The sequence below is a fragment of the Flavimobilis sp. BM9 genome (assembly GCF_058313055.1).
Window position 1 is genome coordinate 274398 of the sequence record NZ_JBZEMO010000002.1, and the last position, 23716, is coordinate 298113.

Below are 23716 nucleotides of genomic sequence, written 5' to 3' on the forward strand. Positions count from 1 at the left end.
TACCCCCTGAGACGTGCGACGACGCGCTTCTGTGCGTCGAACGTGACACTAGACGCCGCCCTGCACTGTCACACGCGCCTCACGCGTCCCACGACGCAACGATCACCAATCCCGCACACGTGCGGCAGCATGAACGCATGAGCGACGCCGCCTACCCGCCCGAGCCCTGGTTCCTCGCCGGTCAGATGCTCCTCTCGACGTTCGTCGTCGAGCCCGGCGACATCCCCGGCCTGAAGGCCGCGCTCCCCGACGGTCACCGGCTCGTGCTGGTGCGCGGGCGCGCCGTCGTCGGCGTCGCGTCGGTGACGTACGACGCCCGCGGGATGCTCGAGTACGACGAGCTGCTCGTCGGCGTCCTCACCCGCACGCGCGGCGCGCTGCGCGTGACGATCCCGCAGATCTGGGTCTCCACCGAGCAGTCTGCGGCTGGCGGCCGCGAGCTGTGGGCCATCCCCAAGCACGTCGCGACGTTCACCCCGGACGGCGGCACGCAGGTCCGGCTGCCCGACGGCGCCCCGGTCCTCCGTCTCGCCGCGCACCTCGGCGCGCGGGTCCTCCCCCGCCTCCCCCTCACGCTCACGACCGCCCAGCGCGCGCTCGCCGACCATGCCGGGTCCGGCGTCGGCACGATCACGTCGCGCAACCGCGTCCACGCGGACGTCCGGCGCGTCCGCGTCCGCTGGGACGTCGCGCGCTCAGGCCCGCTCGCCTGGCTCGCGGGCCGTCGCCCGCTGCTCTCGCTCGCACTGTCCGACGCCGTCATCACCTTCGGCCGCGACGTCCGCCGCTGACCTGGCGTACCGCCGGCCCCCGCCCACCGAGGTCGTGACTTCCGGCCCGACGTCGGCAGTCAGAGCGCACGACGTCGACACCAAAGTCACGACCTCGCGGCCCCGGTGGAGGGCGGCTGCTTGGCCACGGCGCCGTCTCGGCGGGCGAGCTCGGCCGCCGCGCGGTCGAGCCCACCGTGCTCCAGCCCGGCCGTGTTCGACGTCGCCTGCCACACCGTCCGCCCGCCCCGCCGGACGCGCACGCGCATGCGCCCACCCAGGTGCTCGATCGCGCCGGGCACGTTGCGCCGCTCCGCAGGCAGCGGGACGGGGAGCACGTGGGCGTCGTCGAGCGGCGCGTCCGCACGCACCTCGACCTCCCAACGCCCCGACCGCCCGTGCAGCAGCCACTCCTCGTCCGTGACCCGCGCCCGCACGGGGGACGTCCCGGGGTTGCCGAGCCGCAGCAGGGTGCCGTCGGGCAGCAGCACGACGAGCCCCGTCACCTCGGTCCGCAACGGGCCAGCGTGCACCTGCCCACCGGCGAACGCGACGCACGCGTCGGAGCCGTCGTCGAACGCCTGCGCCTGCCCCCACCACCACGACTGGGGAAAGCCGCCGCGCCCCCAGTTCTTCTCCGCGTAGACGCTCGCGCCGTCGAGGTTCCACACCTCACCGCCGACGACGGCGCTCCCTTGCGCGGTCCCGCCCAGCAGCCAGGGGTGCCAGTACTGGTTGAGGCCGGGGACCGTCTGGAAGATGCTCGACCCGCCGAAGCGGGCGCGTGGCCACGGCCGCGGGGCGAGGATCGTCGCGTCGATGCGGGCGTCAGGGCTGAGGTGGACGTGCAGCTCGTCGGCCCAGCCGCGGAACGCGCCACCGGCGACGACGCCGAGGCCGTGCGGGTCGGCCGCACCGGTCGGGTGCTCAGCCTGGAAGAGCGTGCCGCCGGGATAGGCAGCGAGGCCGAGCGTCGCCCAGTGCTGCTCCGACGGCCCGAAGACCGCGGACGCGCTGGACCGGTCCCGCGGTAGCGGGCCAGCGCGGTTCACGCCCGCGAGCGCGATGAGCGCGCGCCCGTCGAGCAGCGTGAACCGCCAGAAGTAGCCCTCCATCGCGACGCCGTGCGCCGCGAGCAGGTTGCCGAACGGTCGGTCAGCGCCAGACTCCCGATACCACCCCATGCTGGGACGCTACGGCGACCGGGCGCGCATGGCGACCGGTAGCGGCCCCGCCGGGCCGCGGCGCGCCGCCCGCCCGCGAGTCCGTCACTCCCAGCCCGACTCCGTCAGTCGCAACCGACGGACTCAGCCGGGACTGACGGACTCAGCGCCGGCGCGCGCCCGGCACCGCGCGGGGAGGGGGGCGCGGGGGCGGCACGGCCGCGAGCCGCGCCGGTGCGCGGCCTCAGTCCTCGCGCAGCGGGACGAACGTGTAAGCACCGTGCTGCTCGACGCGCAGGTCGTCCCCCACACGGTCGACGACCGTCATCCGGCCGCGCACGGGGATGACCATGCGTCCTCCGCCAGCGAGCTGCGCGACGAGCGCGGCCGGCACGTCGAGCGCTTCGGCGGAGACGAGGATGCGGTCGTACGGGCCGTCGTCGGGCCAGCCGAGGCGGCCGGGGACGGCCTGCTCGACGCGCGGCGCGAGGTCCCCGAGGAGGGCAGTGAGGTTGCGGCGTGCGAAGGTCACGAGCGCGGGCTCGAGCTCGACGCCGACGACGGTGCCGCCAGGCGTGACGAGGTGGTCGAGCAGGGCGGCGGTCCACCCGGAGCCGGACCCGACGTCGAGCACCGCGTGCCCGGGCCGCGGGCCCAGGAGGCGCAGCATCGTGGCAACCGTGCTCGGCTGCGAGCAGGTCGCTCCGTGGCCGATGCCGAGCGGGACGTCGAGCGCCGCACGCTCACGTTGCGTCGGCGGCAGGAACTCCTGCCGCTCGATCGCGTGCATCGCCTCGCCAACCCGGTCCATGGCTTGTGCGGCTGCCGCGCCGGACGCTTCCCCCGACGCTCATCCGGTGGCGCCGCCCACCTCCTCCACCGACTCGTCGTGGACACCCCGTCCCACGAGGCTGTTCCTGCGGGAGTACGCGAAGTAGATGATGAAGCCGAGCGCCAGCCAGACGCCGAAGCGCAGCCAGGTGATCGTCGTCAGGTTGGTCATGAGCCACAGGCAGGCGACGCCGGACACGATCGGCAGCACCGGCGACCACGGCACGCGGAACCCGCGCTGGAGGTCGGGGCGCTGCTTGCGCAGGAGCGGCACCGCGAAGCTGACGAGGACGAACGCGGACAGCGTGCCGATGTTGATCATGTCGGCGAGCGCAGACACGTCGGTGAGTGCGGCGACGAGCGCGACGACGACGCCGGCCCCGATCTGCAGCCGCGCGGGCGTGCGGTGGACGGGGTGCGTGACGGACAGTGCGCGGGGGAGCAGGCCGTCGCGGCTCATCGAGAAGACGATCCGGGTGAGGCCGAGCAGGAGCACCATGATGACGGACGTGAGCCCGACGAGGATGCCCATCGAGATGACCTTGCCGGCCCAGTCGGCGCCGACGAGCACGAACGCGGAGGTGAGCGACGGTTCGTCGACCTTCGCGAGCTCGGCGTAGGAGACCATGCCGGTGACGACGATCGTCACGAGGACGTAGAGGACGGTGACGACGGCGAGGCCGCCGAGGATGCCGCGCGGCAGGTTGCGCTGCGGGTCGCGCGTCTCCTCTGCGGTCGTCGCGACGACGTCGAACCCGATGAAGGCGAAGAACACGAGCGCCGCGCCGGACAGGACGCCGACGATGCCGTACATCGACGGCTCGAGGCCGGTGACGAACGCGAACAGCGGCTGGTGCAGGCCGGACGCGCTCTCGGCGGGCTGTGCCGGCGGGATGAACGGCGAGAAGTTCTCGGCCTTGACGTAGAAGAACCCGACGACGATCACGAAGAGCGTGATGCTCACCTTGATGATCGTGAACACCGAGTTCACGCGGGTGCTCATCTTCGTGCCGATGACGAGCAGCGCGGTGAAGATCGCGACGATGAGGGCTGGACCCCACTCGAAGGTGATCGGGCCGAGGTGCAGGTCCATGGGGATGCCGATGCCGAAGAGGTCGAACGCGTCGCCGAGGTAGATGCCCCAGAACTTCGCGATGACGGCGGCGGCGAGGAGCATCTCGAGGATGAGGTCCCAGCCGATGATCCAGGCGACGAGCTCGCCCATGGTCGCGTAGGAGTACGTGTAGGCGGACCCGGCGATGGGAAGCGTCGAGGCGAACTCGGCGTAGCACATCATCGCGAGGCCGCACACGATCGAGGCGATGACGAACGAGACGATCACGCCCGGCCCGGCGTGGTTGGCGGCGGCCTGCGCGCCGACGGAGAAGATGCCCGCGCCGACGGCGACCGCGACGCCGAGGACGGCGAGGTCCCATGCGGTGAGGTCGCGTCGGAGCGACCGTTCGGGGTCCTCGCTCGTGGCGATCGCAGCCTCGATGGACTTGCGTCGTCCCCTGCTGTCAGCCGTCCTGGCCATCCCTGCTCCCGCCGTGAGGTCCTGTCTTCCGAGCCTGCCCCCGTGGATGGTGCGACGCCAGCGGGGCACGCCGCGCAGACATTACCGCGTGAATGCGGCGAGAACCGTCTGGAGGTCCTGGGAAGCGTCGACGAGCTCGTGCGCGGCATCGCGGACGGTGCCGATCTCGACGGCGGTCGCGCGTGAGGCTGCTTCGACGTCCTGGAGGGAGCGCGCGATCGTGCGGCCGCCGTCGGCGACCTGCTCGACGGAGCGGGCCATCTCGTTGGTCGTGGCGGTCTGCTCCTCGACGGCTCCGGCGATCGACATCTGGTAGTCGTTGATGCGCGTGACGACGTCGGTGATGTGGGCGATCTCGGCGGTCGCCCGGTCGACGGTCGCCTGGATCTCCTCGACCTGCTCGGTGATGCCGCCGGTCGCGGTGGCGGTCTCCTGGGCGAGGTCCTTGACCTCGCTCGCGACGACGGCGAACCCGCGCCCGGCCTCCCCTGCGCGTGCGGCCTCGATCGTCGCGTTGAGCGCGAGGAGGTTGGTCTGTGCGGCGATCGCGGAGATGACCTTGACGACGCTGCTGATCTGCGCGGACGCCTCGCCGAGGGCGACGACGGTGCGTGAGGTGGCGTCGGCTGCGCTGACGGCCTCGGTGGCGATCTGCGCGGCGGCGTTCGCGTTCTGCGCGATCTCGGAGATGGACGCGCCCATCTGGTGGGTGCCTGCGGCGACGGTCTCGATGCCGGCGGCGACCTCGGTCGCGGAGCCGGCGAGGTCGACGGTCTGCTCGGTCGCGGTGGCGGTCGCGCTCGCGATGCCGTCTCCTGTGGCGAGCAGCTGGCGGGCGGAGGCGTCGAGGCGGGCGGCGACCTGGGCGACCTCGTCGGCGACGGAGGAGGACCGGTCGAGGGTCGCGTTGAGGGACACGGCGAGCTGCTCGAGCTCGGTGCGGCCACGGCCCTCGTCGAGGCGGATGCTGAGGTCGCCGGTGCCGAGGACCTGCGCGGCGCGGCGGATGGGCGTGACGATCGAGCGGGCGATGACGATGCACACGGCGACGGTGACGGCGAGGACGACGAGCGTGGCGAGGGCGAGGCGTGCGGCGTCGCCGAGGGCGACCTGCTGCACGTCGTCGACGTAGACGCCTGAGCCGATGATCCAGCCCCACGGCTCGTAGCCGACGACGTAGGACACCTTGGGCTGCGCGGCGTCGTAGCCGGGCTTGGGCCACTGGTACTCGACGAACCCGCGCCCGTCGGCCTTGACGACGTCGACCATCTCGACGAAGAGGAGCTTGCCGTCGGGGTCGGCGTTCTGGCTGAGGTCGCTGCCGTCCATCTCGGGCTTGATGGGGTGCATGACCATGGCGGGCGTCATGTCGTTGATCCAGAAGTACTCCTCGCCGGAGTACCGCATGTCGCGGACGGCGTCGATCGCGGCGGCCTGCGCGGCCTCGCGGTCCATCGCGCCGCTCGTCTCTTGCGCGCCGAAGTAGGCGAGGACGCCGGCGGCGGACTCGACGACGGCGCGGGTCGCGTCCTGGCGCTCGGTCATGACGCGGTCGCGGACGAGGACGCTCGCGATGACGGTGAGTGCACCCATGCCGAGCGCTGCGAGGACCACGACGGCGACGAGGCGCGTCATGATCGAGGTCGAGCTGAGTCGTGCGGTCATCGCGGGCTCCTGGGCGTGCGGCGTGGCGTGCGGCTGGGTGTCCGGCGGGTGGCGAGACGGTGCGGGGCGGCTGGTGCGGGCACTCATCGGTCAGCAGCGGTATTCGATGAGGCGACCGTGAGAAACATTTCCACGCGTTCAGGGGATAACACCCTGGGTTGCGGAGTTGTGCCCTCCGAGACGGCCTGTCCACGCCCGGCCGGACACCGTCGATGCCCACGGCCCACCAGATGGGAGAATCCCCGTCATGGCGAAGCTCTACTTCCGGTACGGGGCGATGAACTCCGGCAAGTCGACGTCCCTGCTGCAGGCGGCGCACAACTACGAGGAGCGGGACCACCAGATCCTGCTCGCCAAGCCGGGCATCGACACGAAGGCGGGGCGCAAGATCCACTCGCGCCTCGGCGTCGACCGGTCGGTCGACTACGTGCTCGGGGAGGACGACGACGCTTACCTCACCCTGCAGACGCACCGCGAGCGCGTGCAGCGTGAGACGGGCCGCGACGTGTCCTGCCTGCTGCTCGACGAGGCGCAGTTCCTCACGCCGCGGCAGGTCGACGACCTGCTGCGCGTCGCCGTCCTCGATGGCATCCCGGTGATCTGCTACGGCATCCGCACCGACTTCCGCACGGCGGCGTTCCCGGGCTCGCAGCGTCTCCTGGAGATCGCGCACAGCCTCGAGGAGCTCAAGACGATCTGCCGGTGCGGCCGCAAGGCGATCTTCAACTCGCGGCGCGTCGACGGGCACGCGGTGTTCGACGGCGACCAGGTGGCGATCGACGGCGCTGCGGTGACGTACGAGTCGCTGTGCGCGGCCTGCTACCTGCGCGAGTCGGGCGGCGTGCTCGCCTGACCTGCGGTAGCACGACCTGCAGCCCTCGGCTACCGTCTTCATAGTTTGCACGGTCTCAGGGGGGAGAGTGTCGATCCGTAGGTTGCGCGCGGCCCGGGCACAGGCGTTCGTCCTGGCAAGCGTCACGGTCTGCGCTGCGATCGGCGGGTGCGGCAGCAGCGTCGGCCCTGCGTTCGACTTTCTCCCGCCGTCCGGACAAGGCGCTCTCGGCGGGTCTGCGGGCGACGGACGCGTCGTGGCGGTCGTCGACGGCGGGATCGCTGACAGCCATCCGAGCCTCGAGGGCCGCGTGATCGGCCGATGGGTCGCCGACGGTCTTGATACGACCCCTTCGGACCACGGCACCATGGTGGCCGGGATCGTTGCGGGCGACGCCGCCGACGACTTCCCGGGCGGCCTGGCTCCCGCCGCCCGCCTGCTCGACGCCCACGCGCTGGACGCGACGGGAACGGGTGACCCCGCAGGCATCGCTTCGGCGGTGCGGTGGGCGGTCGAGCAGGGCGCGGACATCATCGTCGCTGCGTTCGGCAGCGAGACTGACCATCCTGAGATAAGTGGGGCACCGTGGGGGCGAAGAGCCGCGAGCAGATCGCGGACCTGATGGGCAAGGCCATGGCAGACGGCACCCACAGCGCGTATGGCAGCGGCGCGATGCAGGCGCTGCTCAAGCACCAGGGCAAGAAGATCGTCGTGACGTACTCGAAGGCGACAGGCAAGGTCTCCAATGGCTGGGTCAAGTAACGAGCCGACGGACCTGCGCGCGCTCGTCGCACAGGGCGACGCTCTCTCTCTGCGCGACGCGGTGGACACGGCCCTGATGATGTCTGTTCCCGCAGTCCAGGCTCTGCTCGACGAGGACTTCCTCGCGGACCATGCCGAGCAGGCGGGCGGGTTCTTCTCGCTGTGGCTGCCGCAGATGCCGCCGTTCGAGCGGATGGCGGCGGCCCGGTGGGTGGGGTCGCAGTCCGTGCTGAGCATGTCGCACCTGGAGGGCGCGCGTGGCGTTGCGGCGCGGCTCACGGTCGAGGCGCTCAGCGAGGCCTCGGGTGCACTGGCGGAGGATCTGGAGAACTTCTGGGTCCTCGCGGACGGTCCGGACACGGAGGTTCCTGTGGAGGTCGGGGAGCGGCTCAAGGAGCTTGCGACCGTCCTACGTGATGTTCGCGGGCAGATCGACACCCAGGCGGATCGCCTTCCGTAACCGGGCGCCCTTCGACGTGGCACCCCTGAGCACGAGAGCAGCGGGCAGGGCTTCTTCGGAGGCCCTGCCCGTTCTCGTCGCGCCGACCTCCTAGCCTGGGCCCGTCGCTCGGGCGGCCCTCAGTCCGCGCAGGCTTCGAGGAAGTCGCGGGCGTGCCGCGGCGGGGCCGCGCCCGCCCACAGGGCGGTGAGCGGGCGGCTCATGGTGAGTCCGTCGACCTGGACGCGGGCGAGGCGTCCTGCGCGGACGTCGTCGGCGACGGCGAGGCTGCTGAGCACGCCGGGGGCGGTGCCGCCCATGACCGCGCTGCGCATCCCTAGGGTGCTCGTCTGCACCATCACGGGCTCGGCGTGGTCCGGATAGCCGGCGTCGGCCATCGCGGCGTCGAACGCCTGGCGCGTGCCGCTGCCCTTCTCGCGCAGCACGAGGCCGGTCGTCGCGAGCTCCTGCACGGTGATGGAGCGGGCGCGGGCCCAGCGGTGCTCGGGCTGGACGACGACGTCGAGCGTGTCGCGTGCGACCGTCGCCGACCCGAGGCCCGCTGGCGTGCGGGGCGACTCGACGAACCCGAGGTCGGCGGTGCCCTCGCGCACGCTCATGGCGACGGTGCTGCTGTTGGCGGCGGTGACCTGCACCTCCGGCCCGTGCTCGCCGACCTGCGCGCGCCAGGTGCCGATCCATCTCGGCAGGAGGTGCTCGGCGATCGTGAGGCTCGCGGCGATGCGCAGGGTGGTGGTGCGGTCGTCGCGCAGGGCGCGTGCGGCGTCGGCGAACGCGTCTGCGGCGGCCAGGAGGGGCTGCGCCCAGCCGACGACCTGCTCGCCTGCCGGGGTGAGCCGGGAGCCGCGGGTGGAGCGCACGAGGAGGCGCGCACCGAGCTCGCGTTCGAGGGTGCGGATGCGCAGCGAGACGGCCTGCTGGCTGACGCCGAGGAGGCTGGCCGCGGCGGAGATGCTGTTCTCCCGGGCGGCGAGCGCGAGCGCGCGCAGCGCCTGCAGGTCGGGTTCTGCCCGCATCGATCGCCTCCGTCCTGCGACAAGCCTACGTTGTGACGCGCGCGGGAGCTGCTTCTACCGGCGACGCGCGCGCGCCGAGACGATGAGGTCATGACCCTCCTCGAGCCCGACGCCGCCGCGCACGCGTCCGAGGACGGACGACGTCCCGCGCCGCAGGTCAGCGCCGCCCGCGAGCGCGGCACCCTCCGGCCGTCCCTCTCGCGTGCGGCGTCGCGACTGCCCGGCGTCGCGCTGTGCCTCGCGGCCGCTGCGCTCTCCTGGGCGACCGGCCAGCTCGTCCCGGGGCTCAGCCCGATGATCGTCGCGATCGTCCTCGGCGTCGTCGTGACCAACGCGACGCGGCTGCCCGCGTCCCTGGCGCCCGGGATCGACTTCTCCGCGAAGGTCCTGCTGCGCGTCGGCATCGTGTTCCTCGGGCTGCAGCTCGTCCTGGGCGACATCCTCGGCCTGGGCGCGCCGATGCTGCTCGTGGTGCTGTGCGTCGTCGGCGGCGGGATCCTCGGCACGGTCGCACTGGGCCGCTGGCTGCGCGTGCCGCGCGGCCTCGCGCTCCTGATCGCGTGCGGCTTCTCCATCTGCGGGGCTGCGGCGGTCGCGGGAGCCGCGAGCGTCACCGACCCGGACGACGACGCGGAGGACCAGACGGTCACCGCCGTCGCGCTCGTCGTCATCTTCGGCACGGCGATGATCGCCCTGCTCCCGCTCGCGAGCCACCTGCTGGCCCTCGGTGCGGTCACCGCGGGCACGTGGGCCGGGGCGTCGGTCCACGAGATCGCGCAGGTCGTCGCGGTGGGCGGCATCCTCGGCCCGGACGCTCTCGCGGCTGCCGTCGTGGTGAAGCTGGCGCGCGTGCTGCTGCTCGCCCCGGTCGTGGCGGCACTCGGCGTGCGGCAGCGGCGGGTCACCCGCGCGCGTGGCGCTGGCGCGGTCCCCGCGCGGCGCCGTCCGCCGCTCGTCCCGCCGTTCGTCGTCGGCTTCCTGGCGCTCGTGCTGCTGCGGGCCCTGGTCGCGCTCCCCGCGTGGACGCTCACGACGGGTCGCCTCCTGCAGACGGTGCTGCTCTCCGCTGCGATGTTCGCGCTGGGGTGCGGTGTCCGGGTCCAGGACCTCAGGAAGGTCGGCGCGCGGCCGTTCGTGCTCGCGGCCCTGGCCACGGTGCTCGTCGCCACGATCGCGGGAGTCGGCGTCACGCTCGTGAGCTGAGCGGGCTGCGCCCTGCCCACAAAGCGCCAGCCGCACCTGCACCGGCCCGGGCGGGACGACGGCGCGCGGCGCTGTCGGTCGGGTACGGCACAGTGTGCGTATGACGACGACGATCCAGGCCGCACGCTGCTTCGGCGACGGCGACCCGCTGTACGAGGCGTACCACGACGACGAGTGGGGCATGCCGGTGCACGGCGAGGCAGCGCTGCTCGAGCGCCTCGCGCTCGAGGCGTTCCAGTCGGGCCTGGCGTGGATCACGGTGCTGCGCAAGCGCCCGGCGTTCCGCGAGGTCTTCGCGGGCTTCGACCCGGAGACCGTCGCGGGCTTCGAGGAGGACGACGTCGAGCGGCTCCTCCTGGACGCCCGCATCATCCGCAACCGCGCGAAGATCGAGGCGACGATCAGCAACGCGCGCGCCGTCGTCGCACTCCACGAGGCAGGGGAGACGCTCGACGGCATCGTCTGGTCGTTCGCGCCGCCCGCGCGCGAGCGCCGCCTCGCGAGCCTCTCAGAGATCCCGGGCCAGACGCCCGCGTCGGTCGCCCTCGCCAAGGAGCTCAAGCGTCGCGGCTTCCGGTTCATCGGCCCGACGACCGCCTACGCGGCGATGCAGGCGTGCGGCCTCGTCGACGACCACGTCGCGACGTGCCCGGTCGCTGCCCGCACGACCTGACCCGTCAGTCCACGCGTCAGAGGACGGCGCCGCCGCGGGCGCGGGCGAGCCACGGGGTCGCGAACTCGACGAGCTCACGGACCGGGACGAGGACCGCGTGCGCGTTCCCGACGAGCGCCGTCTCGACGAGCGCCGGGTGCGCCTCGCAGAACGCGTCGCCGCACTCGCCGAAGTCCTCGTCCTCGGGCCACAGCTCCTGCCACGTCTCCCAGACGCGCTCCCCGTCGCGCAGCACGGGGCCGCCCTGCGCGACGTACTGGCGCGTCGGCCAGGTGATGCGGTTCTCCGCGAGGTGCAGCGCGGTGCACTTGTCGAAGCCGACGCCCAGGAGCAGCACATACCCGCCCACGTCGTGCAGGGCGCGCATCGGCGAACGCTCACCTGCGGCGTCGTCCAGGTCGTGGGTCGCGGTGATGCGCGCCGCGTCCGGGCCGAGCGCGGCGATCGACCGCTGCGGGTGCGCCGAGCGCAGCACGCCCGGCCACGTGCGGAACAGCTCGGCGACCGCGCCCATCGTGCGGGTCGGCGTACGCGCCGGGTCGTACGCGGGGAGGCTGTCGCGCAGCGTCGGGTACCACTCCTCCGGCACGTCGGGCATGCGCAGGAACGCGGGGTCGCACAGCTGCCACGACTGCGCCGGCATCACGACGGTGCCATCGGGCCCGACGGCGTCGATCACGCCCTGTACGACCCCCGCCTCGCCACCGACGACGTAGCCGAGGCGCGAGAGCGACACGTGCACCATGACCGTCCGGCCACGCACCCCCAGATCCGCGAGCACCTCGCTGAGAGCGGTGGCGGTGACGGGCACGGGTGCGTGACGATGGCGGACAGGCGCTCCGCCGGACTGGGTTTCCACGCGCTCCAACGTAGCGGCGGCGTCCGCGCTCCGCGCGTTCACACAGACCATGACCTGGGACGACAAGCAGGAGGAAGCACGATGAGCACCACGAAGATCGTCGATCACCTCGGTGTCACGGACGGCCGCGTGCCGCCCGCCGTGCTTGCTGCGGGGGCGTGGGTCGCGCAGTCGCTCGTGTCACGCGAGCGCGGCGGCAGGTTCGCGCGCCTCGCCGGGACGGCGCTGGGCGCCGCGTCGGTGGCGCTCGCCGGTGCGTCTGTCGTCGACTTCGCGCGACGCCGCACGACCGTCGACCCGCGCGTCCCCGACGCGTCGACGCTCGTGACGTCCGGCGTCAACGCGGTGAGCCGCAACCCGATGTACGTCGGGATGGTCGGCGTGATCGTCGCGCGGGCGGTCGCTCGGCGGTCCGTCGCCGCCCTCGCCCCTGCGGCCGCGCTCGCCTACCTGCTGCACTCCCGCCAGATCGCGGCGGAGGAGGAGATGCTCGCTGCGAAGTTCGGTGCCGCATATGCGGAGTACATGGCGACCGTGCCGCGCTGGGTCGACGGACGCTCGGTCGGGGCCGTGCGCGCCCTCCTCGAGGACCGGACCGGCTGAACGCCCCGCCGGGCAGGCGGGTGCAGATCAGGGCGTGCGGCGCCGCAGGGTCGCCGCACCGAGCAGCAGCAGCGCGACGATGAACCCCACCACGATCGTGAGCGGCATCAGCACGTCGGGCGACTCGTGGCGGGTCACCTCCGTCATCGCGTCGACGACGTAGGAGAGCGGCATCACGTCGGACGCGAGCTCGAGGGCACGCGGCATGTCGGCGCGCGGCACGAGCAGCCCGCACAGCAGGAACTGCGGCAGGATCACCGCGGGCATGAACTGCACGGCCTGGAACTCGGTGCTCGCGAACGCCGACACGAACAGCCCGAAGGACATCCCCAGGAGCGCGGCGAGGACTGCGACGAGCACCATGAGCGGCCACGGCCCCTGCGGGTCGAGGCCGAGCGGCCCCATCATGAGCGCCGACGCGAGCAGCGCCTGCACGGTCGCGACCAGGCCGAACGCGATGCCGTACCCGAGCACGAAGGACGCCTTGGGCAGCGGCAGCGTCAGCAGCCGCTCGAGCGTGCCCGTCGAACGCTCCCGCAGCGTCGCGACCGACGTGATGAGGAACATGATGATCACGGGGAACATGCCGAGCAGCGACCCGCCGATCTGCTGGAACACCAGCCCGCCGTCGTACACCCACCACAAGAGCGTGAGCAGGACGCACGGCACGACGGCGATCATCGCGACCGTGCGCGGGTCGTGGCGCAGCTGCGCGAGCACCCGGCGGGCTGTGGCGATCATGGGCGCTCCCTGCGGACCAAGGTGAGGAAGGCGCCGTCGGCGTTCGACGCGCCCGTGGCTGCGAGCAGCTCGGGGAGGGTCGAGTCGGCGATCACCTCGCCGTCGCGCAGCAGGACGAGCCGGTCGCAGCGCTCCGCCTCGTCCATGACGTGGCTCGACACGAGCAGCGTGACGCCGTCTGCGGCGAGCTCGGCGAACAGGGCCCAGAGCGACTCCCGCAGCACCGGGTCGAGCCCGACGGTCGGCTCGTCAAGCACAAGCAGCTCGGGCGCGCCGAGGAGCGCGGTCGCGAGCGACACGCGCGACATCTGCCCGCCGGACAGGCGCCCGACGAGGGCGCGCTGGTGACTGCCGAGGTCGACGCGTTCGACGACGTCGGCGACCTGCGCCTCGAGCGCGCGGCCGCGCAGGCCGAGCGTCCGGCCGAAGTACCGCAGGTTCTCGAGGACCGTGAGGTCGAGGTAGACGCTCGGAGCCTGCGTCACGTAAGCGACCCGCGACCGCAGCCCTGCGCTGCCCGCTGGCTCGCCGAGCACCGTCACGTCGCCCGCCTCGACGAGCTGGACGCCGAGGATCGCCCGCATGAGCGTCGTCTTGCCCGCGCCAGACGGACCGAGCAGGCCCGTCACGGTGCCGCTCGCGATCGACAGCCGGAGGCCGTCGAGGACCGTGCGCGGGCCGCGGCGGACCGTCAGTCCGTCGACCATGATCGCCGGGATGCTCACGGATCAGACGCTATTCCTCAGGCTTGCCGCGGCGCCCGCGACACGACGCACACTGGGGGCATGACTCTCCCTCCCGGATACCGCCTCCTCGAGACACCGCCTGCGCTGGAGGACTACCTCCACCTGCGGGCCGCGAGCGGTCTGCGACCCAAGAACGTCGCGCAGGGCACGGGCGCGATCACCGGATCGTGGTCGTTCCGGCATGTCGTCAGCCCCGACGGCGACGCGGTCGCGATGGGCCGCATCATCGGAGACGGCGGCTGGTACTTCCTCGTCGCCGACATGGCGACCCTCCCCGAGCTCCAGGGCCGCGGCCTCGGCAGCGCGATCCTCGACTCGCTGCTCGCCGACATCCGCGAGCGCGCCCCGCAGGGCGCGTGGGTGAACCTCGCTGCGGAACCCGAGGGTGTCCGCCTGTACGAGTCGCGCGGCTTCGAGGACGTCGCGCCGCGCTGGACGGGCATGCACCGCGTGGTCTGAACGGCCAGGCAAGATCGAGGGTGCCTCAGGCGCGGCCGATGGTGCGCGGCCTAGGCTTGGAGCATGTCGTCGTTGCCGGTGTGCGTGTCGCGGGTGCCGATCTTCGCCGGGCTCACGCCCGTCGAGCAGCGCGAGGTGCACGACGTCGCGCGGCCGCGCCGATTGCCCGACGGCGAGACGGTGTACGTCGAGGGCGACCGTGTCGCGAGCCTCCTCGTGGTGAACTCGGGTCGGCTGCGCCTGACCCGTTCGTCGCCCGACGGCGGCGAGCACCTCTTGCGCGTGCTCGACGCGGGTGACTTCATCGGCGTCGAGTCGTTCCTCACGGGCGCGACGCCCGGGCACACGGCCACTGCGATGGGCGCGACCGTGCTGTGCGAGTTCCGGCACGCCGACCTGCAGCCGCTCCTCGACGCGCACCCCGGCGTCGGTGTCGCGATGCTCGCGACCCTCGCCACACAGCTCTCCCGCACGGAGGAGCGGCTCACCGCGCAGACGCTCGCGCCCGTCGAGCGGCGCCTCGTCGGCTACCTGCTCGACCTGCCCGCCCAGCCCCACGCGGACGGGCTGGTGATCGAGCTGCCGCTCAGCAAGAAGGACATCGCGTCCTACCTCGGAACCACGCCGGAGTCGTTGTCCCGGTCGCTGCGCGCCCTCGCCGACGCGGGGATCGTCGAGTCGCGCGGCAAGCGCGAGCTCCTGGTGCGCGACGCCGCAGCGTTGGACGACCTGGTCCGCTAGCTCGGGGCGCAGCGCACGAGAGCGCCCGCCTCGTGGCGGGCGCTCTCGGCATTGGGGGCTGGTCGGCCGCCCCGGCTCAGGCGGTCGTCGCGGTGTACCCGGCCTTCGCGACGGCGGCGACGAGGTCGTCGACGCTCGCACGCTCGGCGTCGTGCTCGATCTCGATGCGCGCGGACGCGAAGTGGACGGTCACGGAGTCGACTCCGTCGACCCGGCCGACCTGCTTCTCGATCTTGGCGACGCACGACGGGCAGCTGAAGCCCTGCGCGCGGAGGGTGGTGCGGGTGGTGGTGCGGGTGCTCATGGTGAGCTCCTCTCCTGGGGGTCCTTCCCGGTGTCCGGGCTTCTGGTTGCACACTACGAACGGGCGACAGCGAGGTCCTTGACGTGCATCAACCGGGCGGCACGGGTCTCGCGGGGGCGGCGCAGGAGCCGCACCGCGTTGGCGATGACGATGAGCACGGACGCCTCGTGGACGAGCATCCCGACGGCCATCGTGACGCCGCCGACGAGCACGCCCGCGAGCAGGGTCGCGACGGTCACGAGCGCGACCGCGATGTTCTGGCGCATGGTCCGCACGGTGCGGCGGGCGAGGGAGACGGCCTGCGGGATCATCAGCAGGTCGTCGCGCATGAGGGCGATGTCCGCGGTCTCGAGGGCGACGCCGGTGCCGGCTCCCATCGCGATGCCGACGTCCGCGGTGGCGAGGGCGGGGGCGTCGTTGACGCCGTCGCCGACCATCGCGACGACGTGCCCGTCGCGCTGCAGCGCGGCGACCGCCTCGAGCTTGTCCTCGGGCAGCAGGCCGGCGCGCACCTCGTCGATGCCGACCTGCGCTGCGACCGCGTCGGCGACGCGCTGCTGGTCGCCGGTGAGCATGACGACCGTGCGCACGCCGGCGGCGTGCAGGCGGCGCACCATCTCGGCCGCGTCGGCACGGACGCGGTCCGCGACGCCGACGACCCCGAGGACGACGCCGTCACGCGCCACGACCATGGGCGTGCGGCCGGCGGCGGCAAGCTCGTCGACGACGAGGTCGGCGGCCGCGCCGTCCACCCCCTCGCCGGCGAGGAGGGCGAGGTTTCCGACGGCGATGCGGGCGCCGTCGACCGTGGCGACGATGCCCTTGCCGGGGACCGGTTCGGTGCTGCTCGGCAGCCCCGGAACAGCGAGATCGGCGCGGCGCGCCGCGGCGAGGACGGCGCGGGCGAGCGGGTGCTCGGACCCGGCCTCGGCGCGGGCGGCGACCGCGAGCACCTCGTCCTGCGTCACGCCGGGGGCGAGGGCGACGACGTCGGTCAGCGACGGACGCCCCTCGGTCAGGGTGCCGGTCTTGTCGAGCGCGACCGCGGAGATGCGTGCCGACGTCTCAAGGTGCTCGCCGCCCTTGATGAGCACGCCGTCCCGCGCGCCGCGGCCGATGCCCGCGACGATCGACACGGGGATCGAGATGACGAGCGCGCCCGGGCAGCCGATGACGAGCAGCGTCAGTGCGAGCACCACGTCCCGGGTGAGCAGCCCGACGACGACCGCCAGGACGATCGTGCCGGGCGTGTACCAGGCAGCGAACCGGTCCATGAACGCCTGCGTGCGAGCCTTGGCGTCCTGCGCCTCCTCGACGCGGTGGATGATGCGCGCGAGCGTCGTGTCCGAGCCGACGCCGGTCGCGCGGACCTGCAGGAACCCGCTGACCGCGACGGTGCCGGCGAACACCTGGTCGCCGTCGGCCTTCTCGACGGGCATGGACTCACCGGTGATCGACGCCTCGTCGAGCGCACCGGACCCGCCGACGACCACGCCGTCGACAGGCACCTTCGCGCCGTTCTTCACGAGGACCGTCTCGCCGGTGCGGACGTCCCGCGTCGGGACCTCCTCCTGCACGCCGTCGCGCAGGACGACCGCGAGGTCCGGTGCGAGCGCGACGAGCTCGGCGAGCGCGGAACGCGTCCGGTCGAGCGTCGCCGTCTCGAGCGCGTGCCCGACGGCGAACAGGAACGTCACCGCGGCGGCCTCCCAGTAGTTGCCGACCAGGACGGCCCCGATCGCCGCGACCGAGACGAGCAGGTCGATGCTCACGACCCGCACGAGCGCGGCCCGCACGGCCTTGACGACGACGGGCGTGCCCGCGACAGCGGCCGCCGCGACCATGAGCGCGTCCCCGGCGGACGCACCCCAGAAGCGCTGCGCCGCGAACGACGCGAGCACCAGCAGACCCGGCACTCCGGGAACCGTCCACCGGTTCCGCATCCACGTGCTGACAGTCGTCATGTCGGGTCCTCGCCTTCGCTCGCGGGCCGCGAGCGCGGCCTCGTCCCGAGGCTAGGGACGACGGCGTGGCGCCACCTTGACGTGCGTCAACCTCCCGTTTGTGGTCAGTCGGCGAGCGTCCTCAGGCGCCGCGGACCGACGGCGCCGACGAGCACCGTCGCTCCGGCGAGCGCCACGGCCAACCCGAGCGTCGTGCAGGCCGCGAGCGCGCTCGTCACAGGCGCGCCGGGCGCGGTGTCGACGATGAGCGAGCCGAAGCCGGTGGCGAACACGACGGTCCACGCGAGGTCGCCGACGGCGGCGACCGCGAGAAGCCCGAGCGTCAGCGCGGCGAGGAAGAGGCGTGTGTCGTCGACGCTGTCCGGGACGGCGACGGCGGCGGGCAGGTACGCGATGAGTGCGAGCGCGACAACCCCGTGAGGCCTGACGCGTCTCACGGCTCGCTCGCGGTCGAGCGTGTCGACGAGGTCGGGGAACGTCAGGTAGAGCGGCGTGATCGCGACGACGACGGCGACGACCGCGACCAGGACCCGCGCGGGCAGGACGTCCTGCAGAAATGGGATGTCGAGGTACGTCGCCCGGCTCAGATAGCCCACGAGTCCGAGACCGAGCACCACTGCCAGGCTTGTCCCCCATCGGTGCGCCTTGAGCGCGGGGCTCACTCGAAGGAGAAGGTCCATGCGGGGATAGCCTCCTCGTCGCAAGTGGCGAGCGCCTCGAGAGTCTGCCGGGCGCCGTCGATATCTGCGGGGTCGGTGCCACCGTCGCCGGAGAGCCGGACGTCGAGCCAGGTCATGAAGTTCCCTTGAGCGGCAAGCAGATCCTCGGGCGCCAGGTCGTCGTAGAAGGCGTCGCACACCGTCGGTATCGAGATCGTGCTCACGACGTTGGACCGCCCGAGGTGCCCCGGCTGGATCGAGCTGGAGTCGACGGAGAGCATCCCCGCCCCGTCAGCGGGCCGGTCGAATCCTCTCACGTAGTCGAAGCGGTCTCCGATCGTGATCCCGTCACCAGCGAGCACCCGGCCGGCTGCCCCGAGGTCCCGGGCCGCGAGCTCGTAGAGCGCCTTGCCCTCGCCAGGGCCACAGACTCGAGGCGCCGTCCCTGCGCACACGACCTCCGTGCCGCTCTGACGCCACGCGTTCGACATGGGGTCGAGCGACCGGAGATAACCAAGCCCGCCGACCAGCACGATCGCGAGCCCAGCCGTTCCCAGCAGGACGGACGCGCGCCGGGGCCCCGCTGTGTGGACCACCGCACGCCACGCGACCGCACCGATCAGAACGGTGCACATGATGCTGGCTGCGGCGACGGTGGGCTCCGCGGTGATCCCGATGGTGAGCGTCGTGGCCCCACCCGCCCGCATGATCCCGTCAACGCCGGCCAAGGTGCCAGCGATGGGCAGCGCGTAGCAGAGAAGCGCCGCAACAGGCGCCGCCGCCACGTTGCGCATGAGAGTGCCGATCGCTGCTCCGACGCCGACGCTCGCGACGAGCACAGCCATGCCCGCGCCGAGGATCCACCAAGGCAACGAGCCCGCCGCGCCGTTGCGTGCGGCGAGCGTGAGGGCGACACCTACACCGAGGAGCCAGGCGAGAGTCGCATACAGGAGGGTGGCACCCACGAGCGCCATCGTCCCGCGTGCGCCTCGCCGCGTGGTGGCCGCGACCGTGCGCATGGCGCTCGTCTGCCGTCGCCAGATGTCGAACGCGACGAGGCCCGCGGCCACCGGCCCGAGGATGATGACGGCGGTCGTGGACTGGTTCACGGCGTGACCGATCTCCCAGGCCCACCCGGACCGCCCGAACAGGATAGACAGCGCGATGACGGCCATCCCGGGAAATGCCAGTCGAGCGGTGGACCGTCGCAGCCACAGACGCAGCGCGAGAATCATGCCGTCACCCCGGCTCGCGTTGAGAGCACTGCGAGGAAGCCTGCCTCGGCAGCACGCGGCGATTCGGGGTCCGGGCCTCGGCGGCACAGCTCGGGAAGCGTCCCGTCGAAGACGATCGACCCACCGTCGAGGATGAGCACGCGGTCGGCGAGGTCGCTGACGTCCTCCATGACGTGGGAACTCAGGACGACTGCGCCGTCGAGCTCGCGGAGCCTGTCCACCATGAGGCGTCGCTGCTCGGGGTCGAGCCCCGTGCTGGGCTCGTCGAGCAGCAGAACTGCGGGCTTGGTCGCGATCGCTTGGGCGAGCGCGACGCGGCGCAGCATCCCGCCGGAGAGCGAGCTCGTCCTGCTGTTCGCCCGGTCGCCCAGGTGGACGATGTCGAGAGCTTCGACCGCCATCCTGCGCGCCTCCCCGGCGCGCGCTCCGCGCATCCAGGTGAGGTACTCGACGATCTCGCGGGCCGTCATGTTCCCCGGGAAAGACGACGCCTGTGGCATGAGCGCCACGCCCGCGAGCGCGCGCCGTCGGCTGCGCGGCGAGTACAGCGACTCACCGCCGACCAGCACCGACCCTGACGTCGGCCTCATCCCGCCCGCTGCGATCGTGAGCAGCGTGCTCTTGCCGGCCCCGTTGACGCCGATAAGAGCGGTGGTGCCACGCTCGATCTTAGCGGAAATCCCCGAGAGCGCGGAGCGCTCCCCATAGGAATGGGACACCGTCGCCAAAGTCAGTGCTGGTGTGCTCACTTCCTACAAGCCTCCGACCGGCGAGTACCGCTCCGTCGAGCAGATGTCAGGCCGCAATGAGGCGTCCTCACACACCTTGGTCCATCCGCTCGCACCAACCCAACCGCTGGTGCTGTGAAGCCGCGTCTGAGCAACCGACTTCCACACGCGGCTATGAGTCTTCGCAGTACTTGTCCGGGCGGTGCCCGACGAGGCCCACGCCTGCGAATTGACGAAGATGGCTCGGTCGTTGTCGGGCTTGTTATCCCTCAGCGTCGCGGTCGTGATTACGTAATTGTAGCCCGACCGGTACATCGCACCGTACCCGTCACCGTGCGAGACGCCCTTGTAGATGGCCGACTGTGGTGCACTCTGGGTGGCATACGTCCAGGCTGAAGCGCTACCAGCTCCCGCCGCCATCATCGCTACCACCGTGAGAACCGTAAGCCCGGTCCGTCGTCCTCGAGCTGTCAGAGAATGCTTCAATGCGCTCTCGCTTTCTATTAGGCAATGCATGATTCTACGGGCACGCCTGTGCGCACAAAACTCCGCACAGGCAGCGAGAGATGCAAGTACTGCGCGGCGCCCCCCGCATTCGGAAATATAGCATCGGACTGGGCATTTGACAACAAGGAAGTAAAGAGCGGGTCGCAACGGCTTCCAGGGTTCGAGCGATTGCCCCAGCCATCTTCGCATGGAGGACTATATGACGAGGGCGCGGGGTCGTTCGCGGCTGCCGAATAGCCCATGCTTTCGCCAGTCGACCATTCTCAGGGACGAGCGTGCGCCGCACTGACGGGATCGCACCCTAGCGCTAGGCTGCTCATCGGCTGGCCTAATCACCGGTCGACGATTGCGCCCCAGAGACCGGGTGGACGAATGGAACTGCACACCGCCGGCGGATCCCCTGATGTCGCCCCCGACGCACGCGGTGCTAGCTCCGAGGCGGATCGTTGGCGACCGGAACGAGTGTCGCCACAGCCGGGCGACTGCGCCGCTCAACGCCGCCCCGTGTGCAAACCGTCCGGCACCGAGCGCGGCGTCTGCCACCCGTGGTTCCAGCCCTCACTCGCCGCTCAGTACACACGCTCGACTGCATACGGTGCCGTCCCCCTGGCTCGTCTACCCCCTGCCCCGGGGCTTAGCCGGGAGGCTACCCGCTCTCATATCTGCAGGTCAACCCTCCGAAGTGGGTCATCGAGAGACCCGGTCAGCCGAGCGTCGCGAGCGCCGCGCCCACCACTCCAGCGCGCGGCCCGAGGCCCGCGGTGACGATGTCGGGGACGACGGCGACGCGGGCGCGGGCGAGGAGCCGTTCGCGGAGCGGCGCGACGAGCGCGTCGCCTGCGAGGGACAGGCCGCCGCCGAGGACGATGCGTTCGGTGCCGAGGAGGGTGATGGCGCCGAGGAGTGCGTGGGCGAGGGCGTCGAGCGCGTCGTCCCACACGGCGGCGGCGGCAGGGTCGGTGCCGAGGGCGGCGACGACGTCACGCGAGGTCACGTCGTCGCGGCCGGTCGCGGCGGCGTAGGCCCGGCCGATCGCGCGTGCGGAGGCGTACACCTCGAGGCAGCCGGTCTGTCCGCACGGGCAGGGCCGCCCGGGCTCGCGGACGGGGACGTGCCCGAGCTCGCCCGCGTGGTGCCCGCCCGTGACGGGCGTGCCCGCGACCGTGAGGGTCGCGGCGATGCCGGTGCCGATGAACACGGCGAGGAGGTCGCGCACGCCGCGTCCAGCGCCGAGGGTGCGTTCGGCGAGGCCGGCGCACGCGACGTCGTGGTGGACCTGGACGGGCACGCCGAGGCGTGCCGAGAGCTCGGCGGCGACGGGGACGTCGCGCCAGCCGAGGTTCCCGGCGAGGTGCACGACGCCTGCGGCGGTGTCGACGACGCCCGGTACCGCGACGCCGACCGCGCCGACGGAGACGCGGTGCGACGTCGCGGAGTCGAGGAGGGCCTTGCAGACGCGTTCGATCGCGTCGATGATCGCGCCGCCGTCGGGCTCCGCGCCTCCGCGCGGGGTGTCCGCGAGCACCCGCTCGAGGACCTCGAGGTCAACGACCTCTCCGGCGTCCCGGACGGGGCGGAGCAGCTCGCCGCGGATGCTCGTGCCGCCGACGTCGAGGGCGACGAGCGCGTCGGTGCTCACAGCCCCTGCCACGCGGGCTTGTGGGCGTACACCTCGCGGTAGCGCTCGGCCCCGGTGAGGCGGCTCGCAGCCGCCTCGTCCAGCAGGACCGTGACATGGCGGTGCAGCTGGGCGACCGACGCAGGGCACGACGCGCTCACCGGACCCTCGGCCATCGCCGCGACCGCTGCGGCCTTCGCCTCGCCCGTCGCGACGACGAGCAGGTGCTTCGCGTCGCTGATCGTGCCGAGGCCCTGTGTGAGGGCCCAGCGCGGCACGTCGTCGACCGAGTCGAAGAACCGCGCGTTGTCCTGGCGGGTGCGGTCCGTGAGCGTGAGGATCCGCGTCCGCGACGCGAGCGACGAGCCCGGCTCGTTGAACGCGAGGTGCCCGTTCGCGCCGATCCCGAGGATCTGCACGTCGACGCCGCCTGCGGCGCGGATCGCCCCCTCGTACGCGGCCGACGCCGCAGGGATGTCGTCCGCGGCGCCGTCGGGCGAGTGCACCGCGGCGTCGGGCATGTCGAGGTGCTCGGTCAGCTCGCGGCGGATCGTGCGGGCGTACGTCTGCGGGTGCCCGGCGGGCAGCCCGACGTATTCGTCGAGCAGGAACGCCTGCACGTGCTCGAAGGACAGTCCGGCACGGTGCCGCGCGATCAGCTCGCGGTACACGGGCAGCGGCGACGAGCCGGTCGCGAGGCCGAGGACCGGCGCGGGCGACGTGCGCACGAGCTGCTCGACGACGTCGGCTCCGAGCCGTCCGATCTCTGCCGCGGACGGCAGGATCACGATCTCCATGGGAGGTACCTCTCTGGGTTGGCGGTGTCAGCCCTTGACGGCGCCGGCGACGAGGCCGGACGTCATCTTGTTCTGCACGATGATGAAGAAGACCATGACCGGCACCGCGACGAGCACGGCGCCTGCCATGACGCCGGGCCAGTCGATCGCCGCGTTCGACGACGTCGTCAGGCCGCGCAGCCACAGCGGCACCGTCCGGTTGGACGGGCTCATGACGACGGTCGCGAGCGTGAACTCGTTCCACGCCTGCAGGAACGCGTACACGCCGCACGCGACGAGGCCGGGCGCGAGGAGCGGGAACGTCACGACGAAGAACGCACGGGTGCGCGAGCAGCCGTCGATCATCGCCGCATGCTCGAGGTCGACGGGGATGCCCTCGACGAACCCGCGCAGCATCCACACGGTGAACGGCAGCACGGCCGCGACGTAGAGGAGCGACAGCCCGAGGATCGAGTTCAGCAGGTGCCAGCCTTCGAGCATCTTGTACTGGGAGATGAACAGGCCCTCGGCGGGGATCATCTGCACGATCAGCACGGTGAGGATGAGCGCCTTGCGGCCGCGGAAGCGGAACCGTGACACGGCGATCGCGGTGAGGAACGCGAGCAGCAGCGCGACGACGACCGTGATGAGGGTGACCGTCACCGACAGCTTCATGGACGCGAGGAACGCGTCGTCGAACACGCGACCGTACGCCGACGCGTCGCCGCCGAACGGCCAGAACACCGGGTCCTTGCTGCGCACCTGGGCGGAGTCGAGGAACGACGAGCTCACCATCCAGTAGACGGGGAACACCCAGACGAGCGCGACGACCAGCCCGAGGGCGTTGGAGACCTTGCGTGACAT

25 protein-coding genes and 1 pseudogene are annotated in these 23716 nt (G+C 72.2%); 10 read left to right on the top strand and 16 right to left on the bottom strand.

What is annotated here, in order from left to right; genetic code table 11:
• The first annotated feature begins 137 nt into the window (after nucleotides 1-137).
• Complete coding sequence (locus tag AC4F3Q_RS05305) at nucleotides 138-791, top strand: acetoacetate decarboxylase family protein (RefSeq protein WP_491039052.1); 654 nt, start codon at nucleotides 138-140, stop codon at nucleotides 789-791.
• 86 nt (nucleotides 792-877) lie between these two features.
• Here the strand turns inward: AC4F3Q_RS05305 and AC4F3Q_RS05310 are convergent, their stop codons facing one another.
• The 4 genes from AC4F3Q_RS05310 to AC4F3Q_RS05325 form a co-directional block, all read right to left on the bottom strand.
• A complete protein-coding gene (locus AC4F3Q_RS05310) occupies nucleotides 878-1954 on the bottom strand; it encodes a tocopherol cyclase family protein (RefSeq protein WP_491039053.1) in 1077 nt (358 codons plus the stop codon).
• A 223-nt stretch (nucleotides 1955-2177) separates the two neighbouring features.
• On the bottom strand, nucleotides 2178-2744 hold the full coding sequence (locus AC4F3Q_RS05315) for a protein-L-isoaspartate O-methyltransferase family protein (RefSeq protein ID WP_491039054.1): 567 nt from the start codon (nucleotides 2742-2744) through the stop codon (nucleotides 2178-2180).
• Between the two features lie 39 nt (nucleotides 2745-2783).
• Nucleotides 2784-4301: an amino acid permease gene (locus AC4F3Q_RS05320; RefSeq protein WP_491039055.1), complete on the bottom strand. Its 1518-nt coding sequence runs from the start codon at nucleotides 4299-4301 to the stop codon at nucleotides 2784-2786.
• 81 nt (nucleotides 4302-4382) lie between these two features.
• Nucleotides 4383-5966 carry a methyl-accepting chemotaxis protein gene (locus AC4F3Q_RS05325; protein ID WP_491039056.1) on the bottom strand — a complete coding sequence of 528 codons (1584 nt, stop codon included), beginning with the start codon at nucleotides 5964-5966 and terminating at the stop codon, nucleotides 4383-4385.
• Between the two features lie 247 nt (nucleotides 5967-6213).
• Here AC4F3Q_RS05325 and AC4F3Q_RS05330 point away from each other — a divergent pair, with 247 nt between their 5' ends.
• From AC4F3Q_RS05330 to AC4F3Q_RS05345, 4 genes are all read left to right on the top strand, one after another.
• Nucleotides 6214-6819: a thymidine kinase gene (locus tag AC4F3Q_RS05330; protein ID WP_168446709.1), complete on the top strand. Its 606-nt coding sequence runs from the start codon at nucleotides 6214-6216 to the stop codon at nucleotides 6817-6819.
• Between the two features lie 67 nt (nucleotides 6820-6886).
• Nucleotides 6887-7420, top strand: a complete 534-nt coding sequence (locus tag AC4F3Q_RS05335) for a S8 family serine peptidase (RefSeq protein WP_491039057.1) — start codon at nucleotides 6887-6889, stop codon at nucleotides 7418-7420.
• Between the two features lie 11 nt (nucleotides 7421-7431).
• Entirely contained in the window at nucleotides 7432-7560 is a 129-nt protein-coding gene (locus tag AC4F3Q_RS05340; protein ID WP_491039058.1) for a hypothetical protein, read from the top strand.
• Nucleotides 7544-8020 carry a hypothetical protein gene (locus AC4F3Q_RS05345; protein ID WP_491039059.1) on the top strand — a complete coding sequence of 159 codons (477 nt, stop codon included), beginning with the start codon at nucleotides 7544-7546 and terminating at the stop codon, nucleotides 8018-8020. The genes AC4F3Q_RS05340 and AC4F3Q_RS05345 overlap by 17 nt, the downstream gene beginning before the upstream one ends.
• Nucleotides 8021-8139: 119 nt before the next feature.
• Here AC4F3Q_RS05345 and AC4F3Q_RS05350 read toward each other — a convergent pair whose 3' ends face one another.
• Entirely contained in the window at nucleotides 8140-9036 is an 897-nt protein-coding gene (locus AC4F3Q_RS05350) for a LysR family transcriptional regulator (protein ID WP_491039060.1), read from the bottom strand.
• 90 nt (nucleotides 9037-9126) lie between these two features.
• Between AC4F3Q_RS05350 and AC4F3Q_RS05355 the strand changes: the two genes are divergently transcribed.
• Together AC4F3Q_RS05355 and AC4F3Q_RS05360 are read left to right on the top strand one after the other, a co-directional pair.
• The gene (locus AC4F3Q_RS05355; RefSeq protein WP_491039061.1) at nucleotides 9127-10239 is read left to right on the top strand and encodes a YeiH family protein; all 1113 of its coding nucleotides are present in this window, start codon (nucleotides 9127-9129) and stop codon (nucleotides 10237-10239) included.
• 100 nt (nucleotides 10240-10339) lie between these two features.
• The gene (locus tag AC4F3Q_RS05360; RefSeq protein WP_491039062.1) at nucleotides 10340-10912 is read left to right on the top strand and encodes a DNA-3-methyladenine glycosylase I; all 573 of its coding nucleotides are present in this window, start codon (nucleotides 10340-10342) and stop codon (nucleotides 10910-10912) included.
• A 16-nt stretch (nucleotides 10913-10928) separates the two neighbouring features.
• Here AC4F3Q_RS05360 and AC4F3Q_RS05365 read toward each other — a convergent pair whose 3' ends face one another.
• Complete coding sequence (locus AC4F3Q_RS05365) at nucleotides 10929-11723, bottom strand: AAC(3) family N-acetyltransferase (protein WP_491039063.1); 795 nt, start codon at nucleotides 11721-11723, stop codon at nucleotides 10929-10931.
• A gap of 129 nt (nucleotides 11724-11852) precedes the next feature.
• Here AC4F3Q_RS05365 and AC4F3Q_RS05370 point away from each other — a divergent pair, with 129 nt between their 5' ends.
• On the top strand, nucleotides 11853-12374 hold the full coding sequence (locus AC4F3Q_RS05370) for a methyltransferase family protein (protein WP_491039064.1): 522 nt from the start codon (nucleotides 11853-11855) through the stop codon (nucleotides 12372-12374).
• A gap of 27 nt (nucleotides 12375-12401) precedes the next feature.
• Here the strand turns inward: AC4F3Q_RS05370 and AC4F3Q_RS05375 are convergent, their stop codons facing one another.
• Together AC4F3Q_RS05375 and AC4F3Q_RS05380 are read right to left on the bottom strand one after the other, a co-directional pair.
• The gene (locus tag AC4F3Q_RS05375; RefSeq protein WP_491039065.1) at nucleotides 12402-13115 is read right to left on the bottom strand and encodes an ABC transporter permease; all 714 of its coding nucleotides are present in this window, start codon (nucleotides 13113-13115) and stop codon (nucleotides 12402-12404) included.
• A complete protein-coding gene (locus AC4F3Q_RS05380; RefSeq protein WP_491039188.1) occupies nucleotides 13112-13822 on the bottom strand; it encodes an ABC transporter ATP-binding protein in 711 nt (236 codons plus the stop codon). The genes AC4F3Q_RS05375 and AC4F3Q_RS05380 overlap by 4 nt, the downstream gene beginning before the upstream one ends.
• 78 nt (nucleotides 13823-13900) lie before the next feature.
• On the opposite strand from AC4F3Q_RS05380, the gene AC4F3Q_RS05385 reads away from it, so the two are divergent.
• On the top strand, nucleotides 13901-14320 hold the full coding sequence (locus tag AC4F3Q_RS05385; protein ID WP_491039066.1) for a GNAT family N-acetyltransferase: 420 nt from the start codon (nucleotides 13901-13903) through the stop codon (nucleotides 14318-14320).
• A 63-nt stretch (nucleotides 14321-14383) separates the two neighbouring features.
• Entirely contained in the window at nucleotides 14384-15061 is a 678-nt protein-coding gene (locus AC4F3Q_RS05390) for a Crp/Fnr family transcriptional regulator (RefSeq protein WP_491039067.1), read from the top strand.
• A 76-nt stretch (nucleotides 15062-15137) separates the two neighbouring features.
• On the opposite strand, the gene AC4F3Q_RS05395 is transcribed toward AC4F3Q_RS05390, so the two are convergent.
• From AC4F3Q_RS05395 to AC4F3Q_RS05430, 8 genes and pseudogenes are all read right to left on the bottom strand, one after another.
• Nucleotides 15138-15365, bottom strand: coding sequence for a heavy-metal-associated domain-containing protein (locus tag AC4F3Q_RS05395; RefSeq protein ID WP_491039068.1), 228 nt, complete (start codon nucleotides 15363-15365; stop codon nucleotides 15138-15140).
• Nucleotides 15366-15418: 53 nt separating this feature from the next.
• Nucleotides 15419-17329: a heavy metal translocating P-type ATPase gene (locus tag AC4F3Q_RS05400; RefSeq protein ID WP_491039069.1), complete on the bottom strand. Its 1911-nt coding sequence runs from the start codon at nucleotides 17327-17329 to the stop codon at nucleotides 15419-15421.
• A 104-nt stretch (nucleotides 17330-17433) separates the two neighbouring features.
• Nucleotides 17434-18009 (bottom strand): hypothetical protein, encoded by a 576-nt coding sequence (locus AC4F3Q_RS05405; protein ID WP_491039070.1) that lies wholly within the window; start codon nucleotides 18007-18009, stop codon nucleotides 17434-17436.
• The gene (locus AC4F3Q_RS05410) at nucleotides 17988-19163 is read right to left on the bottom strand and encodes a hypothetical protein (protein ID WP_491039071.1); all 1176 of its coding nucleotides are present in this window, start codon (nucleotides 19161-19163) and stop codon (nucleotides 17988-17990) included. The genes AC4F3Q_RS05405 and AC4F3Q_RS05410 overlap by 22 nt, the downstream gene beginning before the upstream one ends.
• A 56-nt stretch (nucleotides 19164-19219) precedes the next feature.
• Nucleotides 19220-19879: pseudogene (locus AC4F3Q_RS05415) on the bottom strand (ABC transporter ATP-binding protein); the annotation flags it as partial.
• A gap of 1282 nt (nucleotides 19880-21161) precedes the next feature.
• Nucleotides 21162-22097, bottom strand: a complete 936-nt coding sequence (locus AC4F3Q_RS05420) for an ROK family protein (RefSeq protein ID WP_491039072.1) — start codon at nucleotides 22095-22097, stop codon at nucleotides 21162-21164.
• The gene (nagB, locus tag AC4F3Q_RS05425) at nucleotides 22094-22873 is read right to left on the bottom strand and encodes a glucosamine-6-phosphate deaminase (protein ID WP_491039073.1); all 780 of its coding nucleotides are present in this window, start codon (nucleotides 22871-22873) and stop codon (nucleotides 22094-22096) included. Before nagB ends, AC4F3Q_RS05420 begins: the two co-directional genes overlap by 4 nt.
• Before the next feature lie 27 nt (nucleotides 22874-22900).
• Nucleotides 22901-23716 (bottom strand): carbohydrate ABC transporter permease, encoded by an 816-nt coding sequence (locus tag AC4F3Q_RS05430; protein ID WP_491039074.1) that lies wholly within the window; start codon nucleotides 23714-23716, stop codon nucleotides 22901-22903.

Excerpts from the sequence above, each read along its gene's own strand:
- AC4F3Q_RS05305 (WP_491039052.1), top strand. The coding sequence starts at position 138 with ATGAGCGACGCCGCCTACCCGCCCGAGCCCTGGTTCCTCGCCGGTCAG.
- AC4F3Q_RS05310 (WP_491039053.1), bottom strand. The coding sequence starts at position 1,954 with ATGGGGTGGTATCGGGAGTCTGGCGCTGACCGACCGTTCGGCAACCTG.
- AC4F3Q_RS05315 (WP_491039054.1), bottom strand. The coding sequence starts at position 2,744 with ATGGACCGGGTTGGCGAGGCGATGCACGCGATCGAGCGGCAGGAGTTC.
- AC4F3Q_RS05320 (WP_491039055.1), bottom strand. The coding sequence starts at position 4,301 with ATGGCCAGGACGGCTGACAGCAGGGGACGACGCAAGTCCATCGAGGCT.
- AC4F3Q_RS05325 (WP_491039056.1), bottom strand. The coding sequence starts at position 5,966 with ATGACCGCACGACTCAGCTCGACCTCGATCATGACGCGCCTCGTCGCC.
- AC4F3Q_RS05330 (WP_168446709.1), top strand. The coding sequence starts at position 6,214 with ATGGCGAAGCTCTACTTCCGGTACGGGGCGATGAACTCCGGCAAGTCG.
- AC4F3Q_RS05340 (WP_491039058.1), top strand. The coding sequence starts at position 7,432 with ATGGCAGACGGCACCCACAGCGCGTATGGCAGCGGCGCGATGCAGGCG.
- AC4F3Q_RS05345 (WP_491039059.1), top strand. The coding sequence starts at position 7,544 with ATGGCTGGGTCAAGTAACGAGCCGACGGACCTGCGCGCGCTCGTCGCA.
- AC4F3Q_RS05350 (WP_491039060.1), bottom strand. The coding sequence starts at position 9,036 with ATGCGGGCAGAACCCGACCTGCAGGCGCTGCGCGCGCTCGCGCTCGCC.
- AC4F3Q_RS05355 (WP_491039061.1), top strand. The coding sequence starts at position 9,127 with ATGACCCTCCTCGAGCCCGACGCCGCCGCGCACGCGTCCGAGGACGGA.
- AC4F3Q_RS05360 (WP_491039062.1), top strand. The coding sequence starts at position 10,340 with ATGACGACGACGATCCAGGCCGCACGCTGCTTCGGCGACGGCGACCCG.
- AC4F3Q_RS05370 (WP_491039064.1), top strand. The coding sequence starts at position 11,853 with ATGAGCACCACGAAGATCGTCGATCACCTCGGTGTCACGGACGGCCGC.
- AC4F3Q_RS05375 (WP_491039065.1), bottom strand. The coding sequence starts at position 13,115 with ATGATCGCCACAGCCCGCCGGGTGCTCGCGCAGCTGCGCCACGACCCG.
- AC4F3Q_RS05380 (WP_491039188.1), bottom strand. The coding sequence starts at position 13,822 with ATGGTCGACGGACTGACGGTCCGCCGCGGCCCGCGCACGGTCCTCGAC.
- AC4F3Q_RS05385 (WP_491039066.1), top strand. The coding sequence starts at position 13,901 with ATGACTCTCCCTCCCGGATACCGCCTCCTCGAGACACCGCCTGCGCTG.
- AC4F3Q_RS05390 (WP_491039067.1), top strand. The coding sequence starts at position 14,384 with ATGTCGTCGTTGCCGGTGTGCGTGTCGCGGGTGCCGATCTTCGCCGGG.
- AC4F3Q_RS05395 (WP_491039068.1), bottom strand. The coding sequence starts at position 15,365 with ATGAGCACCCGCACCACCACCCGCACCACCCTCCGCGCGCAGGGCTTC.
- AC4F3Q_RS05400 (WP_491039069.1), bottom strand. The coding sequence starts at position 17,329 with ATGACGACTGTCAGCACGTGGATGCGGAACCGGTGGACGGTTCCCGGA.
- AC4F3Q_RS05405 (WP_491039070.1), bottom strand. The coding sequence starts at position 18,009 with ATGGACCTTCTCCTTCGAGTGAGCCCCGCGCTCAAGGCGCACCGATGG.
- AC4F3Q_RS05410 (WP_491039071.1), bottom strand. The coding sequence starts at position 19,163 with ATGGCCGTCATCGCGCTGTCTATCCTGTTCGGGCGGTCCGGGTGGGCC.
- nagB (WP_491039073.1), bottom strand. The coding sequence starts at position 22,873 with ATGGAGATCGTGATCCTGCCGTCCGCGGCAGAGATCGGACGGCTCGGA.
- AC4F3Q_RS05430 (WP_491039074.1), bottom strand. The coding sequence starts at position 23,716 with ATGTCACGCAAGGTCTCCAACGCCCTCGGGCTGGTCGTCGCGCTCGTC.